General features: G+C 65.7%; 22 protein-coding genes. 10 read left to right on the top strand and 12 right to left on the bottom strand.

Going from position 1 to position 21,794, the window contains the following annotated elements:
- Positions 1–12 precede the first annotated feature (12 nt).
- A complete protein-coding gene (locus M2339_RS08025; RefSeq protein ID WP_264569985.1) occupies positions 13–1,002 on the top strand; it encodes an aspartate carbamoyltransferase catalytic subunit in 990 nt (329 codons plus the stop codon).
- Positions 993–2,216, top strand: a complete 1,224-nt coding sequence (locus M2339_RS08030) for a dihydroorotase (RefSeq protein ID WP_264586969.1) — start codon at positions 993–995, stop codon at positions 2,214–2,216. The genes M2339_RS08025 and M2339_RS08030 overlap by 10 nt, the downstream gene beginning before the upstream one ends.
- 21 nt (positions 2,217–2,237) lie before the next feature.
- On the opposite strand, the gene M2339_RS08035 is transcribed toward M2339_RS08030, so the two are convergent.
- From M2339_RS08035 to serB, 4 genes are all read right to left on the bottom strand, one after another.
- The gene (locus M2339_RS08035; RefSeq protein WP_264586968.1) at positions 2,238–3,683 is read right to left on the bottom strand and encodes an SPOR domain-containing protein; all 1,446 of its coding nucleotides are present in this window, start codon (positions 3,681–3,683) and stop codon (positions 2,238–2,240) included.
- Between the two features lie 5 nt (positions 3,684–3,688).
- Complete coding sequence (locus M2339_RS08040) at positions 3,689–4,228, bottom strand: hypothetical protein (protein ID WP_264606288.1); 540 nt, start codon at positions 4,226–4,228, stop codon at positions 3,689–3,691.
- 14 nt (positions 4,229–4,242) lie between these two features.
- Positions 4,243–4,950 carry a ParA family protein gene (locus M2339_RS08045; protein WP_181561377.1) on the bottom strand — a complete coding sequence of 236 codons (708 nt, stop codon included), beginning with the start codon at positions 4,948–4,950 and terminating at the stop codon, positions 4,243–4,245.
- A gap of 100 nt (positions 4,951–5,050) precedes the next feature.
- Positions 5,051–5,959, bottom strand: coding sequence for a phosphoserine phosphatase SerB (serB, locus tag M2339_RS08050; RefSeq protein WP_264586966.1), 909 nt, complete (start codon positions 5,957–5,959; stop codon positions 5,051–5,053).
- Here serB and miaA point away from each other — a divergent pair.
- From miaA to ilvC, 6 genes are all read left to right on the top strand, one after another.
- Positions 5,958–6,911 (top strand): tRNA (adenosine(37)-N6)-dimethylallyltransferase MiaA, encoded by a 954-nt coding sequence (gene miaA, locus M2339_RS08055; RefSeq protein ID WP_264586965.1) that lies wholly within the window; start codon positions 5,958–5,960, stop codon positions 6,909–6,911. The genes serB and miaA overlap by 2 nt on opposite strands.
- Before the next feature lie 129 nt (positions 6,912–7,040).
- Positions 7,041–8,246, top strand: a complete 1,206-nt coding sequence (locus M2339_RS08060) for a collagen-binding domain-containing protein (protein ID WP_264572515.1) — start codon at positions 7,041–7,043, stop codon at positions 8,244–8,246.
- A gap of 243 nt (positions 8,247–8,489) precedes the next feature.
- Positions 8,490–10,235: an acetolactate synthase 3 large subunit gene (locus M2339_RS08065; RefSeq protein WP_264586964.1), complete on the top strand. Its 1,746-nt coding sequence runs from the start codon at positions 8,490–8,492 to the stop codon at positions 10,233–10,235.
- Positions 10,235–10,597 carry a hypothetical protein gene (locus M2339_RS08070; RefSeq protein WP_264584783.1) on the top strand — a complete coding sequence of 121 codons (363 nt, stop codon included), beginning with the start codon at positions 10,235–10,237 and terminating at the stop codon, positions 10,595–10,597. The genes M2339_RS08065 and M2339_RS08070 overlap by 1 nt, the downstream gene beginning before the upstream one ends.
- A 49-nt stretch (positions 10,598–10,646) precedes the next feature.
- Positions 10,647–11,159, top strand: coding sequence for an acetolactate synthase small subunit (gene ilvN, locus M2339_RS08075; RefSeq protein ID WP_264586963.1), 513 nt, complete (start codon positions 10,647–10,649; stop codon positions 11,157–11,159).
- A gap of 156 nt (positions 11,160–11,315) precedes the next feature.
- Entirely contained in the window at positions 11,316–12,335 is a 1,020-nt protein-coding gene (ilvC, locus tag M2339_RS08080; protein ID WP_181559289.1) for a ketol-acid reductoisomerase, read from the top strand.
- Between the two features lie 59 nt (positions 12,336–12,394).
- On the opposite strand, the gene M2339_RS08085 is transcribed toward ilvC, so the two are convergent.
- From M2339_RS08085 to M2339_RS08095, 3 genes are all read right to left on the bottom strand, one after another.
- Positions 12,395–12,934 (bottom strand): mismatch-specific DNA-glycosylase, encoded by a 540-nt coding sequence (locus M2339_RS08085; RefSeq protein ID WP_264586962.1) that lies wholly within the window; start codon positions 12,932–12,934, stop codon positions 12,395–12,397.
- A gap of 84 nt (positions 12,935–13,018) precedes the next feature.
- Positions 13,019–14,020, bottom strand: coding sequence for a TerC family protein (locus M2339_RS08090; protein ID WP_264586961.1), 1,002 nt, complete (start codon positions 14,018–14,020; stop codon positions 13,019–13,021).
- Between the two features lie 3 nt (positions 14,021–14,023).
- Positions 14,024–14,203 (bottom strand): hypothetical protein, encoded by a 180-nt coding sequence (locus tag M2339_RS08095; RefSeq protein ID WP_264586960.1) that lies wholly within the window; start codon positions 14,201–14,203, stop codon positions 14,024–14,026.
- A gap of 282 nt (positions 14,204–14,485) precedes the next feature.
- Between M2339_RS08095 and M2339_RS08100 the strand changes: the two genes are divergently transcribed.
- The gene (locus tag M2339_RS08100) at positions 14,486–15,235 is read left to right on the top strand and encodes a sulfite exporter TauE/SafE family protein (protein ID WP_181559285.1); all 750 of its coding nucleotides are present in this window, start codon (positions 14,486–14,488) and stop codon (positions 15,233–15,235) included.
- 115 nt (positions 15,236–15,350) lie between these two features.
- Positions 15,351–15,968, top strand: a complete 618-nt coding sequence (locus tag M2339_RS08105; protein ID WP_181559284.1) for a YceI family protein — start codon at positions 15,351–15,353, stop codon at positions 15,966–15,968.
- Between the two features lie 9 nt (positions 15,969–15,977).
- Here the strand turns inward: M2339_RS08105 and M2339_RS08110 are convergent, their stop codons facing one another.
- From M2339_RS08110 to M2339_RS08130, 5 genes are read right to left on the bottom strand one after another with little or no spacing between them, the layout of a single operon-like run.
- Positions 15,978–17,750 (bottom strand): MFS transporter, encoded by a 1,773-nt coding sequence (locus M2339_RS08110; protein WP_264586959.1) that lies wholly within the window; start codon positions 17,748–17,750, stop codon positions 15,978–15,980.
- Positions 17,734–18,498, bottom strand: a complete 765-nt coding sequence (locus M2339_RS08115; protein ID WP_264586001.1) for an FkbM family methyltransferase — start codon at positions 18,496–18,498, stop codon at positions 17,734–17,736. The genes M2339_RS08110 and M2339_RS08115 overlap by 17 nt, the downstream gene beginning before the upstream one ends.
- Positions 18,499–18,503: 5 nt before the next feature.
- Positions 18,504–19,688 carry a glycosyltransferase family 4 protein gene (locus M2339_RS08120; protein ID WP_264606289.1) on the bottom strand — a complete coding sequence of 395 codons (1,185 nt, stop codon included), beginning with the start codon at positions 19,686–19,688 and terminating at the stop codon, positions 18,504–18,506.
- Positions 19,685–21,025, bottom strand: coding sequence for a hypothetical protein (locus M2339_RS08125; protein ID WP_264586957.1), 1,341 nt, complete (start codon positions 21,023–21,025; stop codon positions 19,685–19,687). The genes M2339_RS08120 and M2339_RS08125 overlap by 4 nt, the downstream gene beginning before the upstream one ends.
- A gap of 16 nt (positions 21,026–21,041) precedes the next feature.
- Positions 21,042–21,782 carry a class I SAM-dependent methyltransferase gene (locus M2339_RS08130; protein WP_264572504.1) on the bottom strand — a complete coding sequence of 247 codons (741 nt, stop codon included), beginning with the start codon at positions 21,780–21,782 and terminating at the stop codon, positions 21,042–21,044.
- Between the last annotated feature and the right edge of the window lie 12 nt (positions 21,783–21,794).

Genomic DNA, 21,794 nt, shown 5'->3' on the forward strand with positions numbered 1-21,794 from the left:
CGAGGCGCTTTAATGACAATATCGCCCTCTCCCGCCACCGGCCTCATCGGCCGGGACAATTTCCCGCACCGGCATCTGGTGGGAATCGCCAATCTGGCGCCGCATGAAATCCGCTTTTTGCTGGATGAAGCCGAGCAATGGGCCTCGCTCAACCGTGCCGGCAGCCGCAAGCATGATGGGCGCCTCGCCGGCCTCACGCAGATGAACGCCTTCTTCGAGAACAGCACGCGCACGCTGCTCTCCTTCGAGGTTGCGGGCAAGCGGCTGGGCGCGGACGTGGTGAACATGCACGCCGCCCAATCGAGCGTGAAGAAGGGCGAGACGCTCATCGATACCGCCGTGACGCTCAACTCGATGCGCGCCGACGTGATGGTGATCCGCCACATGAGTTCGGGCGCTGTGCAGTTGATCGCCGACATGGTGGATTGCCCCGTGCTCAATGCCGGCGATGGCCGCCACGAGCACCCGACGCAGGCGCTGCTCGACGCGCTGACCATAAGGCGGCGCAAAGGCAGCTTCGAGGGGCTGATCGTCACGATATGCGGCGACATTCTCCACAGCCGCGTCGCCCGCTCCAACATGCTCTGCCTCACTGCACTCGGCGCCCAGGTGCGCGTCTGCGCGCCGCCGACGCTGATGCCCCCGGCCGTTGAGCGCTATCGGGTCACGCCGTTCCATGATTTCAATGCCGCGCTGGATGGCGCGGATGTGGTGATGATGCTGCGCATTCAGAATGAGCGGATGGACGGAGCCTTCATCCCCTCGGCCCGCGAATTTCACGCGCTCTATGGCCTCACGCCCGAGCGGCTGAAGCGCGCCAAGCCCGACGCGATCATCATGCACCCCGGCCCGATGAACCGGGGCGTCGAAATCGTCAGCAGCGTGGCGGACGATCCGGATCGCTCGGCGATCACCGAGCAGGTCGAGATGGGGGTCGCCATGCGCATGGCCTGCCTCGATGTCCTCACCCGCACAGCCCGGGGAGTCGAAGGATGGGCCTGACCGCGATCGTCAACGCACGCCTGTGCGATCCGACCGCCAGCACCCTCTCCGAAGGTGCGCTGCTCGTGGAGGACGCGACAATCGCAGCCGTCGGCGCGGCAAAGGTGCCTGACGGCGCCGAAATCGTCGATGCCAAGGGCATGATCCTCGCGCCGGGCATCATCGATCTGGGCGTGTTCCGCACCGACAAGCCGGCCTTCCATTTCGCCGGCATCACCCGCGCCGCGCTGATGCCGGACCAGTCGCCCGTTCTCGATGAGCCGGGGCTGATCCAGCACGCCGCTCGGGCCGGCAAGCCGGACTTCTGGGTGCATCCGCTCGGCGCCGCGACGCGCGGCCTGGAGGGGCGCGAACTGGCGGAAATGGCGCTGATGAAGTCCGCTGGCGCCCGCGCCATCGCGACCGGCCGGCGCTGGATTGCCGACTCGGGCGTGATGCTGCGCGTGCTGCACTATGCTGCCGCGCTCGACCTGGTGGTCATCACCCATGCCGAGGATGGCGGCCTGACGGCCAACGCCGTGGCGACGGATGGCGAAACGGCCTCGCGCCTCGGCCTTCCCAGCGCCCCCGCCAGCGCCGAAGCGATGGCCATTGCGCGGGATATCGCGCTGGCGCGGGAGGCGGGCACGCGCCTGCATGTCCGCCTCGTCACCACCGCGGCGGGCTTCGCGCTCATCCGCGCGGCCAAGGCCGAAGGGTTGAAGGTGACCTGCGGCACCAGCCCCTCCTACCTCTTCCTCAACGATGCGGCGGTGAGCGATTTCCGCACCTTCGCACGCCTCTCCCCGCCTCTGCGCGATGAGCGGGACCGGCTTGCCACGATCGAGGCGGTCGCGGATGGCACCGTCGACGTGCTGTGCTCGGGCCACGATCCGCGCGGCCCGGAAGACAAGCGCCTGCCCTTCGCGGACGCCCTGCCCGGCATCGCCGGCGCCGAGACGCTGCTGCCCCTTGCGCTCAACCTGGTGCGTGAAGGCAAGATCACTGAGACGCGGATGATGGCCCTGCTCGCGGCCAATCCCGCCGCAATCCTCGGCCTCGACGCGGGACGGCTGGCGCCGGGCGCGCCGGCGGACCTCATCCTCATCGCGCCTGATACGCCCTGGATCGTCGATTCGGCCAAAATGGCAGCGGCGGCCGGCAACACGCCGTTCGACAAGCTGCCGGTTCAGGGCCGGGCGCGGATGATCATGAAAGGCGGCGTGATCCGCTGAGCGGATCGCCCGCCGGCCCCATCACCGCGATGCGAATTGCGGCCCGCCGGCCGAGGCGCCGGCGCGCGCCATGCGCGATGCATTGCTGTCATCGCGGCGCACGTAACAAGCCTGCCCCTCGCCGCGCAAAGTCTGGCACAGGGAACTGGCCGCGCCCCGGCTGGCAAAGCCACCCACCGCCACGCGATGGAAGGTGCGCCCATTGACACTCGCGGCGGTAACGATCTCGCGATAGCCAGCCAGACGCGGGTTACGGCGCATATCCTGCCATTTCACCCGCGCCATCGTTGCGCTGTCGAAGGCGCCGAGCTGGATCACCCAGTCGCCCGAAGCACGGCCTGGCCTGACCGGCAGGATCGGCACCGCGCGGGACGCGGCGGCGATCTTTACCCCCATCGACGGGCTGGATGCAGCCGGCGCAAAGGCAATCTGAGCGATGTCGGGCGCCCTTGGCGCTGGCTGGAGGACCAGCAAAGGCGCTGCTGAGAGGATTTCGGCGGACGGCGCGCCGTAGGGCGCGTTCGCCGGGGACGCGACGGGAGGATTGGCTTTTGCCGGGCCAGCCGGGTCTGAGGACCGGCTCGAGGGCGGGATCGCGACGGATTGAACGGCGGGTGCTGCGCGCGTAGCATCGGCCGCTGCCGCTGGTGCAGCCGCTTCAGCCGTCTTCGCTGGCGACGGGGCGACAGCCTTTGGGGGCGTCAGTTCCGCAACGGAGGGAAGCTCGAAGCTGCGCAGCGCGAGGCGAGACGGCATCCCGGCATCGTCGGCACGGGGCGCAACCCCAGTCAGGGCAGCCACCCGCGCACCGGGTTCAGCCTGCGCCACAGCCCGAGACCAGCGCCCGATGCGCTGCTCGGCCTCTTTGGCGGGCAGGTCCTGCCCGGCGATCAGCCGTGCCTGCCCCCAGGCGCCACCCAGCGCCAAGGCAAAGGCGAGGTTCTGCCGTGTCTGTGCCGAGGCGTCAGGTTGGCGCACCGCGTAAACGAGCGCGCGCACGCCCTCCTGCACGTCGCCAGCCATGGCCATGGCGAGACCATAGTCCGAGGCGGGCAGCGTGGCAGCGTTGTCGGCGAGCAAAGCCTGGGCCGTGCTGTCATTGCCCAGCGCGGTCTCGCACAAGGCCAGGCTGATGATCGTGCGGACATCGCTGTTGCCCAGCGCCATGGCGTCCGTGAACGCCGCCTGTGCCGAGCGATAGCGGCCATTGGCGAGATAGGCACGGCCCAGCAAGACGCGATGGCCTGCAGCAGCCGGGTCGGCGGCGACCAGCGCCTCGGCAAGGTCGAGCGCGTGGGCGAACTTGCGATCCGCGAGCGCTGACTCGATCTTGGGCGAAAGTTGCGCAACCGAGGGCGTCGCGCGCGCGCTATCGGACTGGAGACCCAGCTGTGCGCAGCCGCCCAGCGTCACGCTGGAGAGCGCCACCGTCACCAGCAGCAAAGGCATTTTTACGGAGCGCGCCATATGCCTCACGCCTCCAGTCCCGAACTGGATTCAATCTCTTCGGCGAGCGCCTGCACATGCGCGTCGGCAGCAATCATCCGGTCCAGCGCCTCGATGAGAAGCTGCTGGGCGGAGCGCTTCGAGACCGCGCTCAGCAAGCGCAGGCGCAGGTGCCTCTCGCTATCGAGCCGCAGCGTGAACGCCGCCTTGCGCCCGACGCCCGCCAGACTGGCCGGGCGCTTGGACGGAACCTTCGGCGACGTGACGCGCAGGCTGATTTGCTCGGCGAGGGCCAGCATCTGCTGCTTGGCCGGGGAGACCGGCGCCGGGTTGCTTTCAGCCACGGACACATTGGCGTTGATCGGCACCGCAGCCTCCGTCCCGGTGACCGGCGCTGTCATGTGATGGGTAGAGCCCTCCCCCATGTCATTCCAGCCAAGGTCATCATGGAGGGTCGGGGCGGTCGAGAGACCCGGCAGCGCCGGGCGACGCATGGCCGGGCGCGCAGTGCCCCGCCGCGCGAGCAGGCTCGCCGTCAGCGATGCCGCAGAGCGCGGCTCGGTCATGGAATTATCGCGATTCATCCCTGCACCACCCGACGACCGAAGCCCGTCTGGCGCGACATCGCCGCTGCGACATGCGTGGGCGAGAACACCGTCCGCCGGAAATTCCGCTCGAGCCGATCGGCCACATAGCTCCAGAGCTGCTCGACTTCCTGCGCCGAGCGCCCCTTGGGATCGAAGTCCATCACCGTGCGCCCATCGATCATCGAGGACGCAAAATCGGTGCGCTGGTGAATGGTGACCGGTGCCACCGTGCCGTGCTGCGACAGCGCAATCGCGGCTTCCGAGGTGATGCGCGCCCGCGGCGTTGCCGCATTGACCACGAAGATAAGCGGCTTGCCGGCGCGTTCGCACAGGTCGACCGTCGCGCCCACGGCACGCAGATCGTGCGGGCTGGGCCGGGTCGGCACCACGATCAGCTCGGCGACGCCGATGACGCTCTGAATGGCCATGGTGATCGCCGGCGGCGTATCGATGACCGCCAGCTTGAACCCCTGCTGACGCAGCGCCTCAAGATCGCCGGCGAGACGCGCGACGCTTGTCTGGGCAAAGGCGGGGTAATCGTCGCTGCGCTCGTTCCACCAATCGGAGAGCGAACCCTGCGGATCGATATCGATAAGGACGACCGGCCCCGCGCCAGCGCGCTGCGCCTGAACCGCAAGATGGCCAGACAGCGTGGTCTTTCCCGAACCGCCCTTCTGAGATGCTAGCGCCAATATCCGCACGACATTCCCCCGCTCGATCATGGATCGGGCAAGGAAATCTCACGCTTCCTTCTAAGATTCGGTTAAGTGCGCTGCCCGGCCTGCATAGGCCGCGACCCGGCTAGCCCGTCACCCACTGCGCCCGAGCGATGCCCAGGGCATGCAGCAGGACGCTGAGGTCACCCCGCTCGATGGCGGCATCGGCAGCGGCGCGCGTCTTGGGCTTGGCATGATAGGCAACGCCTAGCCCGGCCGCCTCGATCATCGGAATATCGTTCGCGCCGTCGCCAATGGCGATGGACTGCGCGGGCGACAATCCGCCCTGCTCCGCCGCTCCGAGCAGTTCGGCGCGCTTGCGTGCGGCATCGACAATCGGTTCGCCGACCGTGCCGGCAAGCTTGCCGTCCGCGATGTGCAGGGTGTTGGCAATGGCGACATCGAACCCGATCTCCTGCGCCACCGGCTGGGCAAATGGCACGAAGCCGCCGGACACCAGGATCGTGCGCGCGCCGCGTGACCGCAGGGTCTGCACCAGCGCCCGCGCGCCGGGCATCAGCCGCACCCGCTCGGCACGGCAGCGATCGATCATCGTCGCATCGAGCCCCTTGAGCAGCGCGACACGGCCGGTCAGCGCCTGCGCGAAATCCAGTTCCCCGCGCATCGCCCGCTCTGTCACCGCCGCGATTTCTTCCTTGAGGCCGGCATAATCGGCCAGCTCGTCGATGCACTCGACGGTGATCATCGTCGAATCCATATCCGCCACGAACAGACGGCAGTCGCGATTGGCCGCCGCGAGCACGAAAAGGTCGGCGGGCGGCGCCAGCGCTTCCAGCGCCGCGCGCGCAACGGCCCGGTCACCGGCGAAGGGCAGGTCGACAGCCTCACCCGCCTCGATCCAGACCGGCGCGGCGACATCGAGACCCGCCTGCGCCAGCGCATCGCGCGCGGCGGTCACGTCCCCCTGCCCAAGTCCGTCATGCGCGACTAAGGTCGCAATCATGTCCCGTCCGTCCGAAATGCCGCCAGCCATGCCTGATCCTGATTCCCTGCCCGAAATACGCGACCGGGAGCGGCCGCCGGTCGCGCTTATTGCCGGGCCGACCGCCAGCGGCAAGAGCGCAGTCGCGATGCGGCTCGCGCGGGCGACGGGCGGCATCATCATCAATGCCGATGCCAGCCAGGTCTATGCGGACCTGAATGTGCTGACCGCCCGCCCGCCCGAGGAAGATCTCGCCCAGGCCCCGCACCGCCTCTTTGGCCATATCGACGGCATGGAAGATTGCTCAGCCGCGCGCTGGGCGCAGGAGGCCAAGGCAGAAATCGATGCCGCCCATGCAAAGGGTGTTCCGGCCATTCTCGTGGGCGGCACCGGGCTTTATCTGCACACGCTGCTGCATGGCATCGCACCGGTGCCGGCGATCGACCCCGCGATTCGCGATGCCGTGCGCGCGCTGCCGGTGGCACAAAGCTATGCCGCGCTGGAACTGGAAGACCCAGTCAGTGCAGGGCGGCTCAATCCGGCGGATACCTCGCGCGTCGCGCGGGCGCTGGAGGTGGTCCGCTCGACCGGGACGCCGCTCCCCCAATGGCAGGCCCGGCGCGAAGGCGGCCTTGCGGGACACATGCGCATTCACGGTGCGGTGGTGATGCTCCCGCGCGAGGTGCTCGCCGAACGCGCCGAGCAACGGCTGGATCTCATGCTGGCGCATGGCGCCATCGAGGAGGTCGAAGCGCTCGTTCGCCGGGACATTCCGCCTGATCGACCGGTGCTGCGCGCACTCGGCGTTCGCGAACTCGCCGCGATGCTGGCGGGCGAAATCGACCGGGCGACAGCACGGGCAGCCATCCTCCAGCAGACCATTGCCTACCAGAAGCGGCAGCGGACATGGGCTCGGGGCCGGCAAGCCGGCTGGACGACCATCGATCCGCAGGCTGAGGTGACCATCGAAGACTTCAGCAGCATCGCGCCGGAGGGCCATTAACGGCCACCTGCTCGTCTGTACCAAAACCGGACACGGCTTTCGACGTGCAAGATGAACGCTTCAACGCTCTGACAAATGGTATAAAGGCCGTTCATCTTTCGCTATCCCGCACCGACGGAGACCTGTTTCATGCTCAAGCGTTCGTCCCTTGCCATCGCGCTCGGCCTCGCCGCGTTTGCCAGCGCCCCCGCCCTCGCGTCCGGCGATGCCGCTGCGGGCCTTGAAGCGCTCAAGAACTATAATCTCATCGTGCTGGGTGACGTGAACCTGAAGCATGATGTCGAGGGCAAGATGCTGGTCGGCGGCAACCTGACCGGCGCGAGCCAAGTAGGCATCGGCAATTCGAGCCAAGGCCAGACAAAGAATGCCGGTATTCCCGTTCTGACAGTAGGCGGCAATATCTCAAATGCCGATATCAAGGTGCATAACGGATCCAATGGCGGCGTCGGCACCATCGCCAGCGGCGGCAGCGCCTCGGTCGCGGGCAATGTCAGCAACAGCTGGCTGACGATGAACTCGACCCCCCGCACCGTGACGGTCGGCGGCAACTTCACGGGCAGCAATCCCAACATCGGCAATGGCGACGTCTATACGATCGGCGGCAGCTTCTCCGGCGGGACGATCAACCAGAGTGGCGGCACGCTGAATGTCGGCGGCACGGCCTCGGGCAATTTCAACGGCGGCACGCGCAACTTCAATCTCGCCTCCGGCAATTCCGGCTATGCGGCCTCGGTCTCGGCACCCATCACGGCGACGGTGACCAAGGTCTCCGACGATGTGCGCGCGCTCTCGACCGCGCTCGCCTCGCTCAACATGGCGAGCAATCCGAGCGGCTTCGACATCACCGGCACGGCCATGACGCTGAACGCCGTGGACAATGGCGCCGGCTATGCGCTGTTCTCCTTCAATGCGGCCGACTTCGCCTCGATCAACAGCCTGAAGTACAACTTCTCGGGCACGACGCCGGTCATCATCAATGTGTTCGGCACCGATGTGAACCTAGGCTTCAACTCCAACGGCGCAAATCAGGCGAACAACCAGCAGGTCATCTGGAACTTCGTGAACGCAGAGACGCTCAACTTCTCCGGCAACATTTTTTATGGCTCGGTCCTGGCGCCCAGCGCCAGCCTGCTGATCCACACCCCGATCGAAGGTTCGGTCGTGGTCGGGCGCTATACTGATGGCAATGGCGGCGAGATCCACCTCGGCACCTTCAACGGCAACCTCAATCTGGTGCCCGTGCCCGAGCCTTCCACCTGGGCGATGATGATCATGGGCCTGGGCCTGACCGGTCTGGCGATGCGTCGCCGCGCGAAGACCGTCGCCTTCGCCTGACGGCCACGATCTTCATCATCCTTGAAAAGCTGGAACGGCGCTGACTTCGGTCGGCGCCGTTTCCATTTGGGCCGCTGGCGAGAGCATGCCCGTCCAATAAAATGTTGCAAATTTTTCCGTTATTGTAATTTTATTACTCAATATTGATTTGACACGGCATTTTATAATCCATAGAGGCACCAACCTTGTCAGGGCAGCTCCTTTCGACCAAGGGCGCTGCTAATGGTTTTCAAGGAGTTTCCCGTGGCCGAGAGAAGCGGCGCCGACATTCTGGTTCAATGCCTGCTCGATCTGGGGGTCGACACCGTGTTCGGCTATCCTGGCGGCGCGGTGCTGCCGATCTATGATACGATCTACGATCACCCGAAGATCCAGCACATTCTCGTCCGCCACGAGCAGGCTGCGGCCCACGCCGCCGAGGGCTATGCCCGTTCGACCGGCAAGCCCGGCGTCGTGCTCGTCACATCCGGCCCCGGCGCGACCAACGCGATCACCGGCATCACCGATGCGCTGATGGATTCCATCCCGATGGTCGTCATCACCGGGCAGGTGCCGACGACGCTGATCGGCACGGACGCGTTTCAGGAAGCCGATACGGTCGGCCTCACGCGCCACTGCACTAAGCATAATTATCTGGTGAAGAGCCCGGCCGATCTGGCCGCGACGGTGCACGAGGCGTTCCACATCGCGACCTCCGGCCGCCCCGGTCCGGTCGTGATCGATATTCCCAAGGACGTGCAGGTTGCCACCGCCGCCTATGAAAAGCCCTCGCTGAACGCCCATCCCAGCTACCGGCCGCAAACCGAGCCGGACGCGGAGATGATCGACAAGGCCATTACGCTCATTCTCGATGCCAAGCAGCCGGTCCTCTATACGGGCGGCGGCGTCATCAATTCCGGCCCCGCGGCCAGCGAAGCGCTGCGCGCGCTGGCCGACATGCTCGGCGCACCGGTTACCTCGACGCTGATGGGCCTGGGCGCCTACCCCGCCGCCTCGTCGCAATGGCTGGGCATGCTGGGGATGCACGGTACCTACGAAGCCAATTTCGCGATGAACAAGGCTGATCTCATTCTGGCGCTGGGTTCGCGGTTCGATGACCGCGTGACCGGCCGGCTGGATGCGTTCGCCCCGCTCAGCAAGAAGATCCATGTCGATATCGACCGCGGCTCGATCAACAAGATCGTGCCGGTGGACGTGCCCGTCGTTGCCGATGTCGGCCGCGCGATCGAGGCGATCATCGCTGGCCTCAAGGCGCGCGGGTTCAAGAAGCCCGATTATAGCGGCTGGTGGTCGCAGATCGACGAGTGGCGCGCACGCAAGAGCCTCGATTATGTCGAGACCGGCGAGGAGATCATGCCGCAGCGGGCCATCGCCGAGCTCTATAACGCGACCCGCGACCGCGACACGATCATCACGACCGAAGTCGGCCAGCACCAGATGTGGGCGGCCCAGCACTACCATTTCGAGGAGCCGAACAAGTGGCTCACCTCAGGCGGGCTCGGCACCATGGGTTATGGCTTCCCCGCCGCGATCGGCGCCCAGCTCGGCAACCCCGATTCGCTGGTGATCGACGTGGCCGGCGATGCCTCGATCCAGATGAACATCCAGGAGCTTGGCACGGCGATCCAGTATCGCCTGCCGGTCAAGATCTTCATTTTGAACAACGAATATATGGGCATGGTCCGCCAGTGGCAGGAACTCACTTATGAGAGCCGCTATTCGCACAGCTATTCGGACAGCCTGCCCGATTTCGTGAAGCTGGCCGAAGCTTATGGCGCGACCGGCATTCGCATCGAGACGATGGACGAGCTGATCCCCGGCATCCGTCGGATGATCGACACGCCGGGCCCGGTCATTGTCGATTGCCGGGTGGCCAAGCTCTCCAACTGCTTCCCGATGATCCCGTCTGGTGCGGCGCATACCGATATGCTGCTCGACCCCAGCCAGGTCTCCGGGACGATGGACGACGAGGCCAGGGCACTGGTCTGATGACCCAGCCCGTCCGCCTTCGCCTCCATGTCAGCGAGCCGTTCGATTTCGAGCGGCACAATGAGAGTGCCGACCTGTTCGGCACGACGCGCGACCATGGCGACGAGGATGCGGGCGAGTGGGTGATCGAACTGGAAAGCCGGTTTCAATTCAACGAGCAGGATTATGACAGCGTTCTGGTGTCGCCCCGCTATGTTGGAGAGCCGCTGCGCCGGGTGTTCGATGCGATGCTGGGCGAACCGGTGCGCATTGCCCACCGCACGCCCGAGGGCTGGCATTATGCGATGACGGGCATGCTCTCGGTCGCGCCGCCAGCCAGTGACGGCCCGGCCGGGACGCCAGACAATCCAACCGGTCTCTGACCGACCTGATTTTGAACCCATTGCGATTTCTTGACGAGGACGAAGAGTGATGCACATCCGCCAGGAGGACAGCGAACGCCATGTGCTGTCCGTCACGGTCACCAACGAGGCAGGCATTCTCGCGCGGATCGCGGGTCTGTTTTCGGCACGCGGCTACAATATCGAGAGCCTGACCGTCGCGGACGTGAGCGCGGACCACAAGGTCAGCCGCATCACCATCGTGACCAATGGCCCGCCGCGCGTGATCGACCAGATCATTGCCCAGCTGGAGCGACTTGTGCCGGTGCACAAGGTGACCGACCTCACCGAAATCGGCCCCTTCGTGGAGCGCGAACTGGCGCTAGTGAAGGTCGCCGGCACGGGCGAGGCGCGCATCGAGGCGCTGCGGCTGGCGGACGTGTTCCGCGCCAAGGTGGTCGATACCACGCTGGAGAGCTTCGTCTTCGAGATCACCGGGCCGAGCAACAAGGTCGATACGTTCGTCGGCCTGATGCGCGAGCTGGGGCTCGTTGAAGTGGGCCGCACCGGCGTTGTCGGGATGCTGCGGGGCGCCGCCGCCTGAATTTAGCCAGTCCACCCCGCAGAAAACCGCGACACCGGCTTGGCTTTGCCGGCTGAAAGGTGCAGGAGCGGTCCGCCGGCGGGGGCCGACACGAGATTTTTACATGGATGCCGACACAGGTCGGCCCGACGAACTGAAAGAGAAGGGTTCTGGGAAATGCGTGTTTATTACGATCGCGATGCCGATATCGGCCTCATCAAGGGCAAGAAGGTCGCCATCCTCGGCTATGGCAGCCAGGGCCATGCCCATGCGCAAAACCTGCGCGATTCGGGCGTTGCTGAAGTCGCGATCGCGCTGCGTCCCGGCTCGCCCTCGGCTACCAAGGCAGAAGGCGCCGGCTTCAAGGTGCTCGCAAATGCGGATGCTGCCAAGTGGGCCGACGTGCTGATGATCCTCGCGCCGGACGAGCATCAGGCCGCGATCTACGAGAATGACATCAAGGGCAATCTCCGTCCCGGCGCCGCGCTGGCGTTCGCCCACGGTCTCAACGTCCACTTCGGCCTCATCGAGCCGCCGGCAGATGTCGACGTGATCATGATCGCGCCGAAGGGCCCGGGCCACACCGTGCGCGGCGAATATGTGAAGGGCGGCGGCGTGCCGTGCCTCATCGCCGTTCATCAGGACGCGACCGGCAATGCCCATGACATCGCCCTCTCCTACGCCTCGGGCGTCGGTGGCGGTCGCTCGGGCATCATCGAGACCAACTTCAAGGAAGAGTGCGAGACCGACCTGTTCGGCGAGCAGGCTGTTCTGTGCGGTGGCTTGACCCACCTGATCCAGGCCGGTTTCGAGACGCTGGTGGAAGCCGGTTACGCGCCGGAGATGGCCTATTTCGAGTGCCTCCACGAGGTGAAGCTCATCGTCGACCTGATGTATGAGGGCGGCATCGCCAACATGCGCTACTCGATCTCGAACACCGCCGAATATGGCGACATCACCACCGGTCCGCGCATCATCACCGAAGAGACCAAGTGGGAGATGAAGAAGGTACTGGAGGACATCCAGTCCGGCCGCTTCGTCAAGAACTTCGTGCTCGACAACCGCGCCGGCCAGCCGGAGCTGAAGGCCAGCCGCAAGGCCGCTGCCGCCCACCCGATCGAGCAGACCGGCGCCCAGCTGCGCGCCATGATGCCCTGGATCGGCGCCAACAAGCTGGTGGATCAGGCCAAGAACTGAGCCTTTTCCGGTATAGTCCAGATATGGGGCGGCGGACCGTTGGTTCGCCGCCCTTTCTGTTACGCGCTGCCGTTCACCAGATCGCCCAGCGCCTGCCATGGGGCGATGTCCCAGTAACGCCGCGCCGAACCGGATGGCGAAGGCAGCACGAACAGCCGCGTCGTCCCAATGCGCTCACTCTGTTCGCCCAGCGCGATCCGGCCCGTCGGGCGATCGAGCAGACGGCTGGCGCCGGTCTTGCTGGTGAAGGCGAGGACTGCGGGCTGATAGCGCAGCATTTTTTGGCGCAGCACCGCCCCATCCAGCGCGTCGGCCGGAAGCTCGGCATCATTGCCAAAATGGCCCTTGGCGAGATCGGTAAGGCCGATGCCCAGATCCAGCAATCGCGGATAATCGCCCGGCGAGAACCGCTCCGGCGTCAGCCCGACCTCGTGCAGCGTGCGCCAGAACAAATTGGTCGGATTGGCATAATAAGCGCGCGCCTGTGCAGACTGGCGTCCGAGCGCCGTTCCGCAGAAGACCAGCCGCAAGCCCGGTGCCAACAGGTCCGGCACGGTGAAGTCTTCCGGTAACGGACCTGATCTCGGCAGTAGCGTCATGGCTCTCATGTAGGCGTGCGCTGAGGGGGTATAAGACCAAAAACGCCTCCCCGTCATGCGGAGAGGCGTTTTTTTTGGTTCGCATCACGCGTTCGTAATGCTCGGATTGGGCACCACCGCCGGCTCGCCGCGCGTCTTCCACAAGGAGTAGAACACGCCGCCCGCCAGAATGACGAAGGTGACGCTGAGCGACACCACCGGCGGGATCTTGGCGATGCCGAGCGCATCGGCCAAGACGATCTTGGAGCCGATGAACACCAGCAACAGGCTGAGCGCATATTTGAGGTAATGGAAGCGATGCACCATCGCCGCCAGGGCGAAATACAGCGCGCGCAGGCCCAGAATGGCGAAGATGTTCGAGGTGTAGACGATAAACGGATCGGTGGTGATGGCGAAGATCGCCGGGACCGAGTCTACCGCGAACACCACGTCGACGAACTCGACCATCAGCAGCGCCAGGAACAGCGGCGTCATGTAACGGACCGTCCGCCCTGTCGCACCATCAGGCAGCTTCACCCAGAAATGATGGCCATGCAGCTCCTCCGTCACCCGGAAGCGGCGCTTGATCCACCGGAGCACGGGCGATTTGCCGACCTCATACTCGGCTTCTGCATTGCGCCACATCTTGATGCCGGTGAAGATGAGGAAGGCGGCGAAGACATACAGCACCCAATCCCAGCGCTGAACGGCCGCGGCACCGAAGCCGATCATGAGCGCGCGCAGCACGATGACGCCGAGAATGCCCCAGAACAGCACGCGGTGCTGGTACAGGCGCGGAATGCCGAAATAGGTGAAGATCATCGCGATGACGAAGACATTGTCCATCGCCAGGCTCTTCTCGACCACGAAGCCCGTGACGTAATTCAGGCCCGCCGTCGGCCCAAGCTGCCACCAGATCCAGCCGCCGAAGGCCAGACCAAGCGTGATGTAGAAGGCGGACATGGCGAGGCTCTCGCGCACGCCGATTTCCTTCTCCTCCTTGTGCAGCACGCCCAGATCGAAGACCAGCAGGGCCAGCACAAGGCCCATGAACATGAGCCACATCCACGCCGGCTTGCCGAGCCAGAGAATATCCAGAACTTCCATGCGTTAGGCCCCCAGTGCCCGGGGACCGGCCAGCGACCGGCGCAAGCGGCTCATCAGCACGTCGCGGCGCAGACGCAAGCGCGCGACGAGGCGCCCATCGGGCCGCGCCTTGCAGCGTTCACTGGACAGCGCATCATCGACGCGCTGCAGCAGGACCATCAAATTGAACGTGAAGATATTCATGAACGTCATCCTCCAAAGTGCTTTGCACGTGATCGGATGACTGGATGCCTGAGCCTGAAAAGCCGAACCTGCACCGGTATCACCCGATGCGGTCCGACATCGCGACGCGCTCATTTTTTTGAGCGCTGCGCCAGAGGGGCCCGGTCCGCAGCCCGCATTTTGGAGATATCCCGGCAGGTTTCAAGAGGGCGATGCGAAAAAACTTGCGTCGAGCGGCGACCGAGGCGCTATGCCAGATCACATCGCGCCTGCCGGGCCGCGAAGCCCGAGGTCTCGATCCCCATGCCACTCGATCCCCTCTACATTCTGTGCGCGGTGGTCGCCGTGGTGATTTCCGGCCTTGCCAAGGGTGGCTTTTCCGGTGCGGGCTCGCTGGCCATGCCCATTCTTGCGCTCGCCATCGATCCGGTGCGCGCCGCGGCTATCCTGCTGCCGATCCTGATCGTGCAGGACGTGGTGGGCGTCTGGGCGTTCCGCCGCACCTGGGATGGGCATGTGCTCGCGGTGATGATCCCCGGCATGACCATTGGCGTGGCGCTGGGCTATTTCTTCTCCGCGCAGGTCTCGGCGGATGTGGTGCTGGGCGTACTCGGCGCGATCTCGATCCTGTTCGGGCTGCAGCGCCTGTGGGTCGAGCGAGGCCATGCGATCACCCTGCCCTCCAATTCCCCGGCATGGCTGGGCGTGCTGTTCGGCGTCGCATCGGGCTTCACCAGCCACGTCGCCCATGCCGGTTCGCCGCCCTTCCAGATGTGGGTGCTACCGCGCAAGCTGCCGCGCGATACGCTCGTCGGCACAACCGCCATCGCCTTTGCGGTGATGAACTGGATCAAGGTGCCGGCCTATGCCGCGCTCGGCCAGTTCACCCACGCCAATCTGCTCGCAACCGCTGCGCTGATCCCCCTCGCCCTCATCTCCACGATGCTGGGCGTGAAGCTGGTCCGCAAGGTCGATCCGGAGCGCTTCTATGTGCTGATCTATGTCCTGATGATCCTGCTGGGCGTGAAACTGCTCGCCGATGCGCTGATGTAAATCCGGCGCGCTCCGCGCCGCACCCTTGCATTCCCCTGATGACAGCGGCGAGCGGCACGCTATGCTAAGGCGTATCGTTCTCAATCCCCCTCGCAGACGATCAGGAGACACAGATATGCGCCTCATTCACGCTGCCCTTCCCGCTCTTCTTCTTGCCGGCATCACCGGCGGGCTGGTCGCACAGCCCGGCAAGCCGGACCCCGCCGCGATTTCCGGCGGCACCTATACCGCCGATCCCGGCCACACGCTGGTGAAGTGGGAGGTCGATCATCTGGGCTTCACGCCCTATTTCGGCATTTTCGGGGACATCACCGGCACGCTCCAGCTCGACCCCAAAAACCCTTCGGCGGCCAAGGTGGATGTGACCATTCCCGTCTCCAAGGTCACCACTGCCAGCGCGGGCCTGACGGCTCACTTGCTGCGCGCCGGCAAGGACGGCAAGGCTGCCGACTTCTTCGGCCCGACGCCCGCCGACGCCCGCTTCGTCTCGACCAGCGTCGTCGTGGACGGTCAGGCTGCCAAGATCACCGGCAACTTCACGCTGAACGGCGTGACCAAGCCGGTCACGCTCGACGCGCGCTTCTATGGTGCCGGCATGGGCATGGGCAACAAGGAGAATGTCGGCTTCACCGCCACCGGCTCGATCAAGCGGAGCGACTTTGGCATTGCTTACGGCCTGCCGATGGTGGGTGACGAGGTTAAGCTCGAGATCGTCGCCGGCTTCACCAAGTAAGCGCTGAGACTATCCGGCCGGTGACGCGATCACCGGCCGGTCACAGCCGATGCGCTGGAGATAGGCGCGGCGCGCCACGATCCCGTCATAACCCTTGAAGATCGGCGAGAGCGGATAGACGCCGAGCGGCTGGAACTGCCGAAAATCCATCACCGCCACATCATAGCGTGCGCACAGGGCCGCCAGATCGGCGCCCTTCAGCATTTGCAGCGCCATCACTGCCGGCTTGCCGGGCGCGCCATCTGCACCGAAGCGCACAAGGTCGGTCATGAAATAGCCACCGCGAATATCGACCAGCACCACATCGGCATCGGACGCGCGAATGGCCGCCATGGTCTTGGCATAGCCCCGCACATAGCGCTCCGTATCGCGCGCCTGCCATAGCGTGCCCAGCAGCGCGAACAGAGCACCGGCCACCAGCAGCACCCGGCCATGGCGCGCATCGCGCGGCACGACAGCGCGCCAGCCCAGCCCGGCGAGGAGGCAGAGCGCACCGATCTGCCCGTGCATGTATCGGAAGCCCCAGCCATAGCCCTGATAGAGCGCCAGCCCCAGCCCGGCGACCACGCCCAGCAGCAGCGGTACAGTCACCGGCACGTCACGCCACACACTCCGCCAGCGCACGCCGAACACTGCCAAGCCGGCGAGCGGCAGGAGCAGCAGATTGTTCCAGGCCATCAGCCGCGAAATGTTCAGCAGCGGCTGGAGATTATCGAGCCGACCGAAGAGGCTGATCAGCTTGTCGACGATGCTGTTGGTGCGGTGGACATCGCTTGGCGGTGCCGGGCCGACCAGCTCGGCCAGCGCCATCGGCCAGAGCCGGGCCCAGATCACCATCAGAGCGAGCGCGACACAGATATGGAACAGCGCCGGACGCCAGCGGCGATTGGCCGCCATCCACAGGATGAACGGCGCGATAAACAGCAGCGGGAAGTGCCACTGATGCAGCCCCGCGGCCAGAACTGCGACCAATGCCGCCAGTCCATGCCCCAGCGCCCCGCCACGCAACACCAGCGCCAGCCAGATCATGTTGAACGCGAAATGGCTCGTCATCGCATAAGGCGTCATGGCGGTGACGAGCAATTGCGCGGAGGTGAGCGCCATAACCATCGTCACCAGCGCAGCATCGCGCCGATCCGGGTTGAGGTGCCGCGTGATATGCCAGAGCGCGACGAGGCCCGCGCCGAGGGTCAGCGGGGCGGCGAGATCAGCCAGCCCGACCCGCTGAAACAGGCTGCGGATTGCGGCATGGACCGGCAGATAGATCGAGGTCCAATGCGTATCCGAACCGTAGGGACTGTAGAATTCCGGCTGCATCGCATGGCGGACGGCGTTCCAGGCTTCGGGAATCGGCCAGCCGATCATGCCATGGGCGAGCGCGCCCGCCGTCAGCTCGACCATCACCTCATCGCGCGAAACGCTGTAGCCATGGAAGACCCAGGTTCGCCCTAGCCAGGCGAGCAGGACAATGATGAGGATGCCGACGGGAACCAGCGCCCTCCCGGCGAAGGTGCCGCCACTTGCGTGCTGGTCAGCCAGCCGACCGCCCCGCGCCCGGAGGCCGACGATAAAACCCGCGACCAAAAGGCCAAACGCCTGCGCGTCCAGCATCCACATATCCTGCCGGGCGAACAGATATTCGGAAATGGTCCGGCCATACTGGCCGCGCAAATGCCACATCCAGGTGCCCCAGCTGAGCGCGAGGGACAGCAGTCCGCCCGCCACCAGCGCCGTTGCGAGAGCCAGCGGGCGCCCGTGCGCCGGATCAGACGATCGGGACATTGCCCTCACGCGCCAGATCTGCGCGAATGAACAGGCCGTCCATTTCCACCAGCAGCGGGAAATGGCCCTTGTTGTTGGCGAACACCGCATTGGGCACGAAGCCACCGCGCTCCAGAAGCGCGATCATCGTGCGATAGTCGGTCGCGCCATCGTAGAGCGGGCGCACCGACAATTCGGTCTGCGCGGCGGTGATGCGCGCGGCGACCGCGCTGGCCCCGGACCAGACCTGCGCGTCATGCCCCTGCGTATCCATCTTGAGCAGAATCGCCTTAGCATCGCGCGCCGGCTCCAGATCGGGCAGCAGCGTATCGAGCCGGGCGCAGGGCACATGCACGGTGCGCGTGACCTTATTGCGCTCGGCGAAAATCTGCTCAAGGCCATCCTGAGGGGCATTGAGCGAGCTGAACTGGTCGGCCGCCATCAGGTGGAAGGTCGCCTCGCCATCCCGATCCGACAGGGCGATATTGTGGACGTGCCACCGTGCATCCTTGCCGGCGATCTCCACCAGCTTCGCGCAAACCTCGGGGTGCGGCTCGAACGAGAGGATCGTGCCGCGAAAGCCGACATCCTTGCGCAACATGGTGGCATATTGCCCGGCATTGGCGCCGACATCGATCACGCAATCGATGCCGAAATGCGCAATGAGCCGGCGCAGCGAGACGATCTCGCCATATTGATGCTGGCGGCCGACAAGGCCCAGCCGCACGGCCAGCCAGCGGTCGCGCAGTTCGCGGCGGTAGCGGCGCAGGTCGATCATGCCGCGCTCTCCGCGGTCGAGCGGCCGGTTCTGGCCGCGAAGCGCTCACGCGCGATCTGGTAGGCCTCTTGCGTCTGCGCGGCGGCGACATCCCATCCGGTCATCACCTGACCATGAGCGCGCGCGGCCTCGCCCGCTTCCTGCCGACGGCGCGCATCGACGATGAGCTGGCGCAGGGCCACGGCCAGCGCCGGGGCATTGCCCGCCGGAAAGCGCGTCGCCACGGCATCGGGAAGATCGCCGAACATGCCGGCATCGCTGGTCACCATGGCGGCGCCATAGCGCAGCGCGGAGAGGAAGGCACCGCTCGAATCGATCTCGCGATAGGGAAAAGCCAGAATGTCCGCCGCACGCAGATGCGCATCGAGCCGATGCTCGGTGAGGAAGCCGAGATCGGTCACCAGCCGCTCGCTAAAGCCGCCGCCATGAATGGCCTGCAGAAACGCCTCGACCGGCATGAACGGCTTGCCGGCAATCGCCAGCTCGAAGACGAGCCCGTCCCGCCAGAGATCGAGACAGGCCTGCACCAGCAAATCCAGCCCCTTATAGGGTCGAATCGTGCCGAAGAAGAGGATCCGCGGCACGGTTCCGCGCGGGACGGCAGCAAGGTCTTCCGCCGTCGCCTCCCGCAAGGTCATCGGCGGATGCGGCACCAGCGCGATGTCGGCAGGGTCGATCCCCTGCTTGAGCAGCGTCTCGCGCGTCTGATCGCCATGGACGATCAGCAGATCGAACTGCCGCAGCAACGCCTCATAGCCGCGCCCCTGCACGCCCGAGCGATCCTCGCCATGAAACGGGCGCGCATTGTGGACGGTGTGGACCAGCGCTGTCCGCCCCGCCAGCCGATCGAGCAGGATCTTGTCCACCATGGCGAGCGGCAGCCACTGGAAATGGGCCACATCGCCTGCCAGGGAGCCGAGGCGGCGGAGCCGGGCATCCAGCGCATAATCGGCGGCCTTGGCGATCTGCCCGGCCCGGCCATCGCCCAGCACCGGCCGCAGCCGCTCGCCGATGCGGAAGAAGCGGGGCTCATAGCGGTAGCGCTTGGGCACGATGGCATCGGTTTCGCGCATTGGCCGACCGATCAGCGTTACGTCATTGCCGCGCGCGGCCAACGCCTCGCACAGCCCATCATCATAGCGCGGCGTGAACAGCGAGGGATCGATCATCGAAATCTTCACACGCTGCCCCTTGCCTGCGCCTCTGCGCCCCGCGCTCCTGTCAGATGCATCAGCATACGCCCATGAACCAGCCCCAGCGAAACATGAACAGCGGCGTAGAGAGCCAGAAACCCGGCGGAGAGAGTCCAGCCGAGGCTCTCATGCATGGGCAAGGCGAGCGGAACCGCCAGCACACTGCCGAGCAAAAGCAGCATCGAAGGCCGCAGCAAGGCCGCGAACCGCCCAAGTCCCCACTGCAGATAGACCGAGACGCAAATGAGGCTGAGGCCAAAAAGCAGCGCAATCATCATCGCAATTTCAGAATATTGCAGGTCGAGATTGCCATCGAATATGATGTGGGCGACCAGCTTTCCCGCGATCAGCAGTCCTATGCTGCCTGCCATCGTGGCACCCAGCGACCAGCCAAGGCAGCGCAGGACAGCGCGCCGCACGCCGGCCCCATCGCCCTGATAGGCCGCACGGGTCAGGCCGGGCAGAACCGTCTCCGCAAGCGCGCGAATGACGGCGGACAGCGAGCGGGACAGCTTGAACACCAGATCGAAGAGCAGCAGCGGCCGTGGGTCCGGCGTCACCGCGACGATGGTGAAATAGGGCGCATTATAGGCGCCGACATCACACAGGGTGAGAATGCCGGTCCGGCCGAAATCGGAGAGATAATGCGCGCGCACCGCCGCCAGCCCCGGCCCCAGCACAATCCAGTCGCGCCGCCGCATCGCCAATGTCGCGTGGAAGGTCGCAAGCCCGGCGCACAGCACCCCGAGCGCGACGACCAGTTGAATGAGCACCGACGCAAGGATCGGCAGCGGCCCGAGCGCGGCCAGTAGCAGCGCGAGGCCCGAGATACGGCGGATGCTGTCGAGCGCTTCCCACCAGAGATTGTGATCGACCGCCGCCAGCGCCCGCCGCGCCAGCAGGGTGAGCAGATTGAAGGCGGCGACAAGATAGAAGGTGATGAACAGCGCTGGATAGTCGGTCTTGAGCCAGCCCGTCGCGATGGCGCCACCGATCAGCACCGCGCCCAACGCCACGAGGCCGGCAAGAATCCACAGCAAGGCAACCAGCTCGGCAGGGTCGAAAGCGCCCTCCCCACTCACGCGCAAGCGCCGCAACCGCGCATAGGCGATGGCGCTGAGGCCAAGCTCGGCGGACACCGTGAAGTTGGCGAACGCGACCAGCAGCAGAAAGCCGCGAAACTCCTCAAGGGGGAGAATGCGCACGAACACGAAGGTGACGACGAAACCCCACAGCATGGCGAGGGCCACATTGCCCAGCTTCACCAGCCCGAGCAGCCCGGAATGACGCTCAAGACGCCCCGCCAGCGCAATCAGGCCGGCCATCACCCCCGCAGGCTCATCATGCCGGTCGGCGGGCGCGGAACAGCGTGTCGGCCAGCGCCTCCCGCCTCACCGCTTCGGGCGGGCGGGACGCGGCATCGATCAGGTCCACCTCGAACCCGGCCGCGCGGATGCGCTCGGCAAAGTCGCGGCCATATTGGCGGACATGATCCCACTGGCCGAAGCGCCGCTCCCGCTCGCGGCCAGAGAGATCCGGCGGGCCATCCTCGCTGGGGCGATCCCATAGCGGCACGAGCAGCCAGGCCTCGCCGCCGGGCTTGAGCGCGCGCAGCACATTGCGCAGCACCACCGCGTCGTCCGGCACATGCTCCATCACATGGCTGGCATAAATGCGGTCGTAGCGCGACTCCTCGGTCATCGCCATCAGGTCCAGGTGCTGGACGCCGGGGACGGCATAGCGTGAGGGGTCGATATCGGCGGGCACATAATCGCCCGCATGGGCGCGGAACCGCTCAATCAGGCTCGCCTCGCCCGGCGCGCAATGCAGCACCGCGCTCCATGCCGGCAGGGTGATGACACCTTCATCAAGGAGATGATGCATCAGCCGTTCGCGTGGCGATGCGCCGCAATCGAGGCATCCCCACTCCGCTTCATCGCCGTAGCGGAAGAAGCCCACCACATCGCGCCGGCAGGCCGGGCAATGCCGGTCACGCGCTGCGCCGAAGGCTGACCGCACGGCCAGTTCGGCTCTCGAGAGATGCTTACCTGCGGCCTTGCGCACGCGTTGCATGGTGATCATGGCGCGAGCCTA

It is taken from the genome of Sphingobium sp. B2D3C (assembly GCF_025961835.1).
Lineage (GTDB): Bacteria > Pseudomonadota > Alphaproteobacteria > Sphingomonadales > Sphingomonadaceae > Sphingobium.

What these genes read in the sequence shown, in the direction of transcription:
- M2339_RS08035 (WP_264586968.1), bottom strand. Translation starts at nt 3,683, where the DNA reads ATGGCGCGCTCCGTAAAAATGCCTTTGCTGCTGGTGACGGTGGCGCTC.
- M2339_RS08090 (WP_264586961.1), bottom strand. Translation starts at nt 14,020, where the DNA reads ATGGAAGTTCTGGATATTCTCTGGCTCGGCAAGCCGGCGTGGATGTGG.
- M2339_RS08030 (WP_264586969.1), top strand. Translation starts at nt 993, where the DNA reads ATGGGCCTGACCGCGATCGTCAACGCACGCCTGTGCGATCCGACCGCC.
- M2339_RS08060 (WP_264572515.1), top strand. Translation starts at nt 7,041, where the DNA reads ATGCTCAAGCGTTCGTCCCTTGCCATCGCGCTCGGCCTCGCCGCGTTT.
- M2339_RS08100 (WP_181559285.1), top strand. Translation starts at nt 14,486, where the DNA reads ATGCCACTCGATCCCCTCTACATTCTGTGCGCGGTGGTCGCCGTGGTG.
- miaA (WP_264586965.1), top strand. Translation starts at nt 5,958, where the DNA reads ATGCCTGATCCTGATTCCCTGCCCGAAATACGCGACCGGGAGCGGCCG.
- M2339_RS08110 (WP_264586959.1), bottom strand. Translation starts at nt 17,750, where the DNA reads ATGTCCCGATCGTCTGATCCGGCGCACGGGCGCCCGCTGGCTCTCGCA.
- ilvN (WP_264586963.1), top strand. Translation starts at nt 10,647, where the DNA reads ATGCACATCCGCCAGGAGGACAGCGAACGCCATGTGCTGTCCGTCACG.
- M2339_RS08040 (WP_264606288.1), bottom strand. Translation starts at nt 4,228, where the DNA reads ATGACCGAGCCGCGCTCTGCGGCATCGCTGACGGCGAGCCTGCTCGCG.
- ilvC (WP_181559289.1), top strand. Translation starts at nt 11,316, where the DNA reads ATGCGTGTTTATTACGATCGCGATGCCGATATCGGCCTCATCAAGGGC.
- M2339_RS08130 (WP_264572504.1), bottom strand. Translation starts at nt 21,782, where the DNA reads ATGATCACCATGCAACGCGTGCGCAAGGCCGCAGGTAAGCATCTCTCG.
- M2339_RS08025 (WP_264569985.1), top strand. Translation starts at nt 13, where the DNA reads ATGACAATATCGCCCTCTCCCGCCACCGGCCTCATCGGCCGGGACAAT.
- M2339_RS08095 (WP_264586960.1), bottom strand. Translation starts at nt 14,203, where the DNA reads ATGAATATCTTCACGTTCAATTTGATGGTCCTGCTGCAGCGCGTCGAT.
- serB (WP_264586966.1), bottom strand. Translation starts at nt 5,959, where the DNA reads ATGGCTGGCGGCATTTCGGACGGACGGGACATGATTGCGACCTTAGTC.
- M2339_RS08125 (WP_264586957.1), bottom strand. Translation starts at nt 21,025, where the DNA reads ATGGCCGGCCTGATTGCGCTGGCGGGGCGTCTTGAGCGTCATTCCGGG.
- M2339_RS08105 (WP_181559284.1), top strand. Translation starts at nt 15,351, where the DNA reads ATGCGCCTCATTCACGCTGCCCTTCCCGCTCTTCTTCTTGCCGGCATC.
- M2339_RS08085 (WP_264586962.1), bottom strand. Translation starts at nt 12,934, where the DNA reads ATGACGCTACTGCCGAGATCAGGTCCGTTACCGGAAGACTTCACCGTG.
- M2339_RS08070 (WP_264584783.1), top strand. Translation starts at nt 10,235, where the DNA reads ATGACCCAGCCCGTCCGCCTTCGCCTCCATGTCAGCGAGCCGTTCGAT.